This window comes from Lentibacillus sp., assembly GCF_035301925.1.
Classification (GTDB): domain Bacteria; phylum Bacillota; class Bacilli; order Bacillales; family Amphibacillaceae; genus Lentibacillus.
Genome location: NZ_DATGTI010000075.1, coordinates 1 through 10,663, shown reverse-complemented (window position 1 = coordinate 10,663; position 10,663 = coordinate 1). Strand labels below are relative to the sequence as shown.

14 protein-coding genes and 1 other RNA gene are annotated in these 10,663 nt (G+C 44.1%); all 15 read right to left on the bottom strand.

Annotated features, from left to right (window positions below; genetic code table 11):
• Positions 1-130 precede the first annotated feature (130 nt).
• Complete coding sequence (locus VK080_RS06610; RefSeq protein ID WP_324223981.1) at positions 131-1,129, bottom strand: phosphotransferase enzyme family protein; 999 nt, start codon at positions 1,127-1,129, stop codon at positions 131-133.
• Between the two features lie 42 nt (positions 1,130-1,171).
• Positions 1,172-2,317: an AI-2E family transporter gene (locus VK080_RS06605; RefSeq protein WP_324223980.1), complete on the bottom strand. Its 1,146-nt coding sequence runs from the start codon at positions 2,315-2,317 to the stop codon at positions 1,172-1,174.
• Positions 2,318-2,394: 77 nt separating this feature from the next.
• Positions 2,395-2,769: a VOC family protein gene (locus VK080_RS06600; protein WP_324223979.1), complete on the bottom strand. Its 375-nt coding sequence runs from the start codon at positions 2,767-2,769 to the stop codon at positions 2,395-2,397.
• A 145-nt stretch (positions 2,770-2,914) separates the two neighbouring features.
• Positions 2,915-3,101, bottom strand: a non-coding RNA gene (ssrS, locus tag VK080_RS06595) — 6S RNA.
• Positions 3,102-3,170: 69 nt separating this feature from the next.
• Positions 3,171-3,428 (bottom strand): sporulation protein, encoded by a 258-nt coding sequence (locus VK080_RS06590; RefSeq protein ID WP_414672223.1) that lies wholly within the window; start codon positions 3,426-3,428, stop codon positions 3,171-3,173.
• 23 nt (positions 3,429-3,451) lie between these two features.
• Positions 3,452-3,592 carry a small, acid-soluble spore protein L gene (locus VK080_RS06585; protein ID WP_324223978.1) on the bottom strand — a complete coding sequence of 47 codons (141 nt, stop codon included), beginning with the start codon at positions 3,590-3,592 and terminating at the stop codon, positions 3,452-3,454.
• A 113-nt stretch (positions 3,593-3,705) separates the two neighbouring features.
• Positions 3,706-5,310 (bottom strand): acyl-CoA synthetase, encoded by a 1,605-nt coding sequence (locus VK080_RS06580; RefSeq protein WP_324223977.1) that lies wholly within the window; start codon positions 5,308-5,310, stop codon positions 3,706-3,708.
• A gap of 202 nt (positions 5,311-5,512) precedes the next feature.
• On the bottom strand, positions 5,513-6,073 hold the full coding sequence (locus tag VK080_RS06575; RefSeq protein WP_324223976.1) for a halocarboxylic acid dehydrogenase DehI family protein: 561 nt from the start codon (positions 6,071-6,073) through the stop codon (positions 5,513-5,515).
• Entirely contained in the window at positions 6,024-6,344 is a 321-nt protein-coding gene (locus VK080_RS06570) for a halocarboxylic acid dehydrogenase DehI family protein (protein WP_324223975.1), read from the bottom strand. The genes VK080_RS06575 and VK080_RS06570 overlap by 50 nt, the downstream gene beginning before the upstream one ends.
• 180 nt (positions 6,345-6,524) lie before the next feature.
• Positions 6,525-6,992, bottom strand: a complete 468-nt coding sequence (locus VK080_RS06565; RefSeq protein ID WP_324223974.1) for an RDD family protein — start codon at positions 6,990-6,992, stop codon at positions 6,525-6,527.
• A 12-nt stretch (positions 6,993-7,004) separates the two neighbouring features.
• Positions 7,005-8,003 (bottom strand): signal peptide peptidase SppA, encoded by a 999-nt coding sequence (gene sppA, locus VK080_RS06560; RefSeq protein ID WP_324223973.1) that lies wholly within the window; start codon positions 8,001-8,003, stop codon positions 7,005-7,007.
• Between the two features lie 87 nt (positions 8,004-8,090).
• On the bottom strand, positions 8,091-8,312 hold the full coding sequence (locus tag VK080_RS06555; RefSeq protein WP_324223972.1) for a YdbC family protein: 222 nt from the start codon (positions 8,310-8,312) through the stop codon (positions 8,091-8,093).
• Between the two features lie 63 nt (positions 8,313-8,375).
• Positions 8,376-8,975 (bottom strand): short chain dehydrogenase, encoded by a 600-nt coding sequence (locus tag VK080_RS06550; protein ID WP_324223971.1) that lies wholly within the window; start codon positions 8,973-8,975, stop codon positions 8,376-8,378.
• A gap of 25 nt (positions 8,976-9,000) precedes the next feature.
• Positions 9,001-9,666 carry a 3'-5' exonuclease gene (locus VK080_RS06545; protein WP_324223970.1) on the bottom strand — a complete coding sequence of 222 codons (666 nt, stop codon included), beginning with the start codon at positions 9,664-9,666 and terminating at the stop codon, positions 9,001-9,003.
• A gap of 85 nt (positions 9,667-9,751) precedes the next feature.
• A partial coding sequence (locus VK080_RS06540) for an MFS transporter (protein ID WP_324223969.1) occupies positions 9,752-10,663 on the bottom strand: 912 nt, incomplete at its 5' end.

The window sequence follows — 10,663 nt, the reverse complement described above, 5'->3', positions numbered from 1 at the left end:
GCTTTTTGTCCCCTTCGCCCTTGACACCTTAATCGAAAACCATTGGCGTGTTTGTCAAGAGCGATGGCGGCAGCTCGAAAGCCTTCTGAAACTTTTAATCCTTATTCTGGAGTTATTTTCATAGAACTTTTTACACTACCTTTTCATCCAATTCTCGCAAATCCTCGTCCCCCAGCCGGTCGGTCCTCAGCTGGCCGATAAACAGCTTCAATGTCCGTTCGTTAATCCAATTCGTTCCCCATATATCACCATTAGCAAGCAGTGTTCCCAGCAGCCAAATTCTCCTTGCCGTTATAAAAAGTGGCAGACTGCGCACATCATCTGCTGCCAGATCTCGCTCCGCCAAATATCCTTTCAGAAATGCGTCCCAGCATTCTTCTTCCAGATTTTTATAATTATTTTTCAAATTCCACCAGGAAACTGCGATATCATAGGCCCGATATCCTACCGCACAACAGTCAAAATCAAATACTTCAATCTCACCATTATGGATATGCATATGATGGTTATGAAAATTGCCATGACAGAAATCTGTTTCAAGATCAAATGCCGCTAAATCTGCTTTGGTGTTTTCCACAACCGTTTGTAAAATCTTCACAGCCACATCACCAAGGTACCGTTCGACTATCGGGGCAATAACAGCGGCCGGTTCATCAAGCAACGTCTGGGTGCCCAGCTCAAATCCCCGCTCACGATCAGAAACAAAACCGGATGTCCGTTCATGCAACCGGCCAAGTGTCGCGCCAATCATTTCCGAGTTCGGTTCATTAATTTGCGGCCGTTCCCCCACCGCATATGAAAACAGCACACCATAACGCAAACCCTCTGGTGCCATTAGTTCGGTCACATAATCACCATTGTTCTTTTTAATCGGATGTGAAGCACGAAACCCCTGCTCATACAGATGATTGATGGCATCCAATTCAAATAAAATGGCTTCCTGATCCCGCCAACCGGAGCGGTAAACCCGGAATATATATTTCACATCACTGGGATCCGTGATGACATATGTATCGTTTATGCCGCGGGCCAATACGTCACAGCAGATATCACCGGTCAAATCATACGCTTCAAGCAATTGTTTGATTGTTTCCACGTTAATTAATGAATGCCTGACGTTAATTTGCAAAATATGAATCCTCCAACATATCAATCATAGTGCAGTGCTCTGTTATTTTTCTTCATAAGCCCCATAATCGTCTCCGTAAAATCGATTGTAGCGTGCTTTGAACTTTTGAAACAAATAAACGACAATCACCTTCAAAATCGCATAACCCGGGATACCGAGGATGACACCGACAACCCCGAACAGGTTCCCGGCCACCAATAACACGATAATAATGGTAAGTGGATGAACTTGCATCGTTTTTCCCATAACATTGGGTGATACAAAATTTCCCTCCAAAAACTGTACCGCTGCCCAGACAATCCCTAATTTCAGCAGCATAACCGGTGAATCAACAATCGCTATGATAATAGCCGGCGTGATCGCGATCATCGGTCCAAGATATGGCACGACACTCGTTACAGCAGCGATAATCGCAAGTGTGATGGCGTAATCCAGACCAATAATCAAATAACCAATATACAAAAGGATGCCGATACACGAGGCGACAATAATCTGACCTTGAATATAGGAGCCGACCTGTACATCCATATTATGCAGGATCTGGTCGACTTCACCCCGGTATTTAGGCGGCAGCAATTTCAGGCAAAATCGTTTGAAACGCTCCCCGTCTTTTAACATAAAAAATAAAATAAACGGGAATGTGATAATAGCAACAACCGCACTGGTGATCGTACTGGCAACATTTTGGACGCCTTCCACGGCACCTCCAAGACGTTCGGTAACCATGCTCGTCAAATCACTCAAATTCGAGGTGAACCAGGCATATCCCTGTTCATAATAAGGTGCAAGAAAAGACGTTTGAATCCAAGTCTCAATTCCTTTACCCATTTGCTGCAAGTACGTCGGAAATCGGGATGCCAAATCTTTCACCTGTGTCTCAATTGCCGGTGCCGTCAACAAAACCAGCCCTGTCAGCAGTCCGCTGATACCCAGAATAATAATGATAATACCCCATATGCGGTGAATATGTAAACGTTCCAGCAAATCGACAATCGGATTCAATAAATAAAAGGCAATAAAGGCCAGAATCAGCGGCGGCAATACAGTTGACACAATGGTCATAATTGGATTAAAAATGAACGATACTTTTGTATAAATAAAAATGGTCATTCCGATTAAAATTAATAGGATAAGACCGTAAAGCAAATCACGTCCACCAAAAAATCTCATGAACCGACTCGTTTTCATAACGCAACGCTCCTCCTTGTTAACAAATTATAGAGGATATTGCGAGAAAATTCCATAACTGAGAAAGAACATTTTTATTATGACGCCTTCCATTCCAGAAATTCCAACCGGTTCCCGAATGGATCACTTAAATAAAATCTTTCGGCACCCGGCAGTCGGTCATCCACTTTATAATGAATATCGCTCTCAGATAGATATCCCTTCATCGCAGCAATATTTATCACCTGAAAAGCCGGATGTGCTTTTTTGGCAGGAACAAATCCATCTTCCACCCCGATATGTACATGAACATGCCCACACTGAAACCAAACGCCGCCATTTTTCTTTAACTGTGCCGGTTTATCAATCTCCTCAAAACCTAACACATCACGGTAAAACTCACGCGCCTGCTCTTCGCCACCCACTGGTGCTGCCAGCTGTACATGGTCAATCACGTTGTAACTAAAAGACATCCTCACCACTCCTTTGTTCCATCATAAACGTAAAATCACAATACGAATAATATGAAATATCTATCACAATCGAAAAATGTTGCTTATGTTAAATAAAACAAAAAAACCAGCTCCCAAACGGAAACTGGTTTCGTCACTTAAGTAATATGCAGCCACAAGTGCCGTATTTTTTAAATAAAAAGTTTTAAACCACCACTTCGCCAAGTGGGTGTTTGCAGGAACCTTCCTGTCTTCCACTCTGAAGGAGGCACGACATTAGGGTCCCGATATAAAACTCCCTATTCATCTGTTAGAGGTTAAAACTTATTTAAATACGAACATTGCAGCCTGTATTTATATCATAAAACGTAATGTCTCTAAAATCAATGGGAAATTTCACCAGATTTCCATGAATGCTTGTTTTAGAAAAGCAGCTCATACACTTCCCGTAATTGCTCAGCCCGCACATCATCCTGCGCGTTTCTCGCATAGTTTAATTCCTTCTCAACAACCGAATCAAGGTATGCGATTTCTTCTTCATTAAGGCTTTTCACAAATTCTTCTTCATCTTTAAAGTCATTTTGCTCAAGCTTGACTGTAATTTGTTTCATCATATCATTTTCGCGATAGTTGACAAGTGACTCACGCAAATAGTCCAACGTATTGTCGATGATTCTCACCCTTATCCTTTATTGATGCCGTGTTAGATTTTTGTGTTCTTCTTTTTAGCACGCTGTTCAAGCTGACTGTCGGGCTGCTGATCCGCCACGTCTTCACTCAATCCTTGCTTATTGACACTGGTCTTGACTTGACGATTGCTTCGGTTATCTTTTTTATCAGCCATAAAAACACCTCCAAACCGTATTATTTCATGATGAGAAGTGTTTTATGCCGAATGTGGACGAGAACTTTGGCGTTTTTGCACCGAAGTCTGGCGTTTTCGCACAGCCAAGTCTCCTACGTCTCGCCAAGTGTTTCATACTGATTTCTTAATGTACGCTTCAGCACTTTTCCACTCGGATTTTTCGGCATTTCATCCGTGAAATCCACATATTTCGGGACTTTGAATGTTGACAGCCGTTCCTGGCAAAATTGCATCACAGCCTCTTTTGTCAGTTCCGCCCCGTCTTTCCGTACAATGATGGCGGTGACAGCTTCGATCCAATAAGCATCCGGAATACCGATGACAGCCACTTCGGAGACAGCATCCATTTGATAGATCGTTTCTTCGACTTCGCGGCTTGATACGTTGACCCCACCGGTATTAATCATATCCTTTTTCCGGTCAATGATCGTCACATAACCTTCCTCGTCCATCGCACCCAAATCACCGCTATGGAACCAGCCATTTCTAAATGCTTCAGCGGTTTTTTCCGGGTCGTGCAAATAACCTTTCATCGTGTGCGGTGTCCGATGCACAATCTCACCGACTTCACCACGCGCCACTTCAACGCCATTATCATCCACAATTTTTGTCTGCACATTCAGTGTCGGCACACCGGCGGATCCAAGTTTACGCAGCTGATCTTCCGGCTGCAATGCTGTGGCAAGCGGTGCGACTTCCGTCTGGCCGTAGAAATTCCAGAATCGGGCGTTCGGCAAACGCTCCGTCAGTTCTTTTAAAATTTCACGTGGCATAATCGCCGCTCCATAATAACATTTTTGCAATGTTGATAAGTCCCGTTTATCAAAATCAGGATTTCTTAACAGGGCAATCCACACGGTGGGCGGTGCAAACAATTGTGTCGCACCTTCTTCTTCAATGGTTTTCAAAATCACTTCCGGACTTGCCTCACCCAGTATGATGCCGCTTGCCCCAACATAAATACTTGGACCCAAAAAGACATGAAGCTGGGCGCTGTGATAAAGCGGCAAGGCATGAACAAGCACATCGCCTGCTGCCATCTGACCATCAACAATACAGCTCACATATTCACTAATCAGACTTTTATGGGAAAGCATCACCCCTTTTGGTCTTGATTCCGTTCCGCTTGTATACAGCACTTGGGCCAAATCATCATCGTCAATTTCCACGTCAACAAAGTCAATCGGTTTTCCGTCACGAGCTTCAGACAAGGATACCCATTCCGCGAGAGCACCATCATATGTGCCGAGGGTATCCATTAAGTAACGCTGTCTGATGACCATTCCCCTCGCTGATTTATCCAAAACCGACGCATATTCCTCGGAAGCGATAAACGCACTGACCTCCGCATGCTCCAGAATATACTGCACATCTTCCGCCGACAGCATATAATTGATTGGAATCATCACCGCACCAATACGCGCCAAGGCAAATTCGACGACGACAAAATCCAGACTGTTCCTCGACATAACCGTCACCATGTCACCCTTTTGCATGCCATCATCGATAAATGCACGCGCCGTCTGGTTTACCAGATCGTCCAATTCCGCATAGTTCAGACGCTGTCCTTTGTAGACAACCGCGAACTTTTCAGGCATCCGGTCACGCGTCCTTGCCAGTAAATCCCCCAACGTATTCCGCCGTGCCCTGTCCAGCATGCTGTCAAGATCACCGGATACATTTGTTTCAATGTGCATAGTTCCACCCCTCAAATGAAAATTTGATTACGTTTATACTGATTATTCTATCTTTTAGTTTAATTCAGATAATAGTAGAAAACAAGTAGGTAGAACCCTGTTCTTTTGGTGAAAAGGCACGCGAAATGCTGATGATTTGTCGAAAGTTGCTGATGAACCACAAATAGTTAAAGTAAAAGAGATGATTGCTAATCTCAAGTATTCAACAAATCATCCGCCTGAAAAATTCACCCTCAATGATTAAATCAGGAAGTATATTCTGAAACATGGAAACAACCCCCATAATGCCCGCCATTTCTCCTGGGTTATAAAACTGATATAAATAATCAGTGTTTAGGGTAACAGGAAAAGGCATTTGGTCATGAACCAATTCTATTGACCTTTGCTTAAGATCAGCACCAAACAGAAGATAGTCATCCGAACTGACATATGGCTTCAGGCCTTCCCAGCTTTTTGCCAAGAACATCGGATAATTCGCAAGCGCACGGTAATCACTTGCAGCATCAAATGCACGATGTTTCTCAACGATATCCAAAAGCAAGCTTTGTAATTCGTGCGTTATACGATTCATATCCACTAATCGGATTTCAGGCAATCCTGGAATCACCCCCGGAATGATAAATCCACTATGACTTTTCCCGCCTTCTATAGGCCGATTGCCTAAACTTTCCGCCCATGCACTGGCAATCAGTAATAATTTTGGGTTCACATAATTAAATGTAAAAACAATCCGTTGTATTTGCCTGATCGCTTGATACATCATAAACATTCGCCCATTCAATTCCGGGAGTCTTTACGCTGATGTCAGGATATCTAAGTTTGTCGGCAGCTTTTTCCATCTCCATCGTCAGCATATTTGAACGGACCTGAGTCCATGCTTCACTTAAAAATGATTCATATAAAGCCAAAGATCTGAACATAAAATTAACGACCGGTACTTTTAAAACCGTCTGAATATCCTGATATATCGCTTTCAAATTTCCTTTCGCTTCCTTATCAAAAATCTCTGGCACACCATAACCCGCGTTGAACATAACGATCCCTCCAAACAGTCCCTGCATAAAACTATCCTATGTCAGTTGCTGTTTGTTGGGACTGTTGTGCAGAATGACACAAAAAAATCAGGCCATCTCTTAGGATGACCTGATATTGGGACATCAGTTCCGCTGTAAATATAACCATTTATCCTGTCTGGTTTTCTTACCTGGGCTTATTCATCGGTCAAACACAACCCGTGTATTACCGAACATGTCATGTATCCCCTGTTTTTGGGCGTTGAACGCCACGAATAAATATAACAGGTTCATAAACCAAAACACACGATGAATAAAGCGGCCAATCACTTCCCGGAAAATCAAATCGCTCCATTGCAATGGCTGCCTGTCTTCGCGGACAACCCGCAGACCAAAAATCATTTTGCCCAACGTTCTTCCATAAAATTTGGTCATCAGCAGAAAGTACAGATATAAAACAATTGCCCCAATGATACCGGTAACCGTCCAAAGGCCGATATCAACCGGATTGCCGCCATTTACAAATTTAAACGGACTAAGCAGGATACCGTTAATACTGAATACAATCACCAAATCAGTCAAATACGCCCAAAAGCGCATCCAGAACCCGGCATATTGATGACCATCAACGACAGTCGTTTCTGTATATATTTCCTGATTTTCACTCATAACGGCACCTCCCTATTTCGAATATAAATACATAGCACGCGGCCCATCAGATTGTTCCAGAAGCTCCTGAATGGCCATCACATTTGCTTCTTCACCACCGACCATGCTTTTGACCGCCCCGCCAAATAAACTGTTCCAGTCTAAGCCTGTTTTGTATTCAACAAGCTGCGCATTCGGCCATTCAAAGTCTTCCCGCATCATGGCAGCCGTATCTTCCAAAGAGCCAAGTGCATCAACAAGACCATTTTCGGCTGCCTGGCTGCCGGTATATACGCGACCATCACCCAATTCACGGACTTTCGACTCTGACATCTCCCGGCCATCAACAATAACCTGCACGAAATCATCATACATGTCATCAATCATCGACTGCAGAATGTCCCGCTCCTCATCGGTCATTTCCCGTGTCGAGGACATAATATCTTTAAATTCACCGCTCTTGATCGTGTTCATATCGATTCCGAGATTATCGGCAAGTTCCGCAACGTTATAGCTTTGCATAATCACACCGATTGAGCCGGTTAACGTTGCTGGATGAGCGACAATTTTATCGGCAGGCGCAGAAATATAGTAACCGCCTGAAGCTGCCGTATTACCCATGGAAATATAAACGGGTTTGTTGTATTCTTCTTTGATTTCAACAATTTTATCATGGATCTCGTCACTTTCGACGACACCACCACCAGGCGTATTAACGCGTAAAATAATCCCGTTTACCGTATGATCCTCAGCGACATTTTCCAATTTTTTCAAAAATCGATCATGGTTGTAACCACCTGTATTAAGGAGTGACGATGTATTTATATCCTGAATAACGCCGTCAAGCTCCACAACAGCAATTGTATTCCCTGTGCCTTCTTCAATGACTTCCTGCTGATATTGCTGCTGTTGCGGCATTTCAAACAAAGCCTCCACATCGGTTGCAAACAACGAACTCATAAATTGGAAACCGATGGAGACTGCAAATAAGACGGCTGCAATTCCTAGTGCGAACCAACGTTTCTTATTCAATTCGATATCCTCCATTCCGTTGAAAAGTATGTATACGTCAATGATACGACATTTTTTGTCAAATCTTAACAGGAATCTGCAAAAATATTACAAGTCCATTTTTTGCAGTGCTCTTTTCAAACTGGCCAGGTCCGTTTCCGTCAGCGTTGTACCTTTGCCCATTTTCTCCTTGTCTGGCGACCAGTCCCTGAGATCATACTTCGGGTCGCGCCCGTCCCAGCTGACTAAATTCAATTCCTTCGTCCAGCCTTTTGGTGATTCGGACAATACTGCAATATGTTTAACAATGTCATATTTGATATCAGCCATACCCATTCCTCCAAAACAACTCAAAATATTTAACTTAGCGCCAAAAACGTCGCGACCTGTGAATCAGTACACTTCATAATTTTGCCCAGTCTGTGCACCTTCTACACTTTTGACATATGCTCTTGCCACCCGGACCGCTGGCACTGGTGTAAATCCCGCAAAAAAACCGCCCAGTCTGTCCCATGATTCCTGCACAATATTGGGGCTGACACTGTTAATCCGGATTCCCCGTGGCATTTCAATGGCTGCTGCCTTCACAAACGCTTTAACACCACCATTTGCCATGGCCGCGGAAGCTCCCATTGGAATCGGGTCATCCATCATGACGCCGGTCGTTAGTGTAAAACTGCCACCATCATTGACGTATTCCTGCCCAAGCAGCACCAGATTGATTTGTCCTTTCAACTTGCTTTCAATCCCTTTTTCATTCAGTTCCGGGGTGAGGTCCGGAACCGCTTTGAAATTAGCTCCGCCTGACGCATTGATGACGGCATCCACTCGGTGCACTGTTTCATACATCTTCCGAATGCTGTCCGGTGACATGATATCGACTGAGACATCAGCCCCGTTTCTTCCTGCACGGAGTACATCATGATTTAGGCTTAAAGCTTCCGTAATTTTTTGCCCAATCGTACCACTTGCCCCAACTACAAGTACACGCATCGTACATACAGCCCCTTCCTATTGATTAGTAGTAAATCTTCGTGCTCTGTCTCGCTTTCGGTGGAACATATCCACGTTCATAGATTCTCCCCTTTGACATATGACACTTCCTTAGAAATATATCCAATTCATCCGTCTCATATGTTCGAAAAGCCTCAATCAAAATTTTAGCGGCAACTCGTGCATCCTCTAAAGCACGGTGGTGATCGAACCGAATTCCGTGATAGGAAGCGACTGTGTTCAGTTTATGATTGGCAAGATCCGGCCATACGCGTCTTGAAATGTTCGCTGTGCAAAGATAGTCCATTTCCGGATATGTAAGATTGAACTGATCCAGCGTATGCCGGATAACACTCATATCAAAACTGGCATTGTGAGCAACAGCCAAATGATTCGATAAATAACTGTCGAGTGTCGGCCACAGTTCCGCGAATGTCGGTGCATCCACCACATCATCTGCCGTAATGCCATGAATACGTGTATTGAATGAACTGAAATGGGTCATTGGATTGATCAAGCTGTAATACTCATCAACAATCGTTTCTCCATCCACAACCGCGATTCCAATGGCACATGGACTGTTGCGCTTTTCATTCGCCGTTTCAAAATCAATCGATACAAATTGCATGCTCCCACCCCGCGTCCAATAAATATACGTTCTACCAACATGTAACGTTTCAATTTTTTTCATTGCTGATTCCTAACCAAAGTAATCCAAAACAGAAAAAGAGGCCGTCGCCGGCCAAAACCGGCGAAAGCCTTTCCTGTTGTATATGCTAAACAGTATTTCTACTGTTGTGCCTTGGATTCTTTACGAAAAAGGCTAATACAATACCGACAATAGCCGTAATGCCCGCAACGATAAATGACATATTGGAACCATGGACAAGTCCCTCTCGCCCCTGTTCCGGAATGGCAGCATTGGACATAACTGTAACCAGCATTGCTGTACCGACTGCCCCGGCTACCTGGCGCATCGTGTTGTTCATGGCCGTTCCATGCGGCATCATTTTGTTCGGCAGTTCATTCAAACCGGCTGTCGTGATCGGCATCATGACCATGGCCACACCAAACATCCGAACAGCATTCACCGTTGCAATGTAGGCAAAAGTTGTTTCCGTCGTCAATACAGCCAGCATAAACGTTGTCACAGTAACGATTATCAGACCGATAATCGCCAGGTACCTGGCACCAAACTTATCAAATAATCTGCCCGTTATCGGACTCATAATCCCCATGATGGCTGCACCAGGCATCAGCGCCAAACCTGATTTAAGTGCACTGAAGCCAAGATAATCCTGCATTAGAATTGGTAAAACAGTCGCCGCGCCAATCATGGCTACAAAGACGACCATGCCCAGCACTGTCGCCAGCGTAAACATTTTATATTTGAAAATCCGAAATTCCAAAATTGGCTGTTCAAGCTTCAGCTGTCTGAGAATAAAGAACGTCAGCGCCACAGCACCCACAACCATGGAAATAATCACTTGATTGCTGCCCCAGCCGTTCGGATCCGAACCAGCGACACTGAATCCGTACAGCAGACCGCCAAAACCGAATGTCGATAAAATGATGGACGGCACATCCACTCTCGGGAAAGTCCGCTCGGTAACATTCCGCAGCAAAAAGTATGCAATGGCGATATCAATAACGATAATCGGAAAGACGACATAAAACAAGCTTCTCCA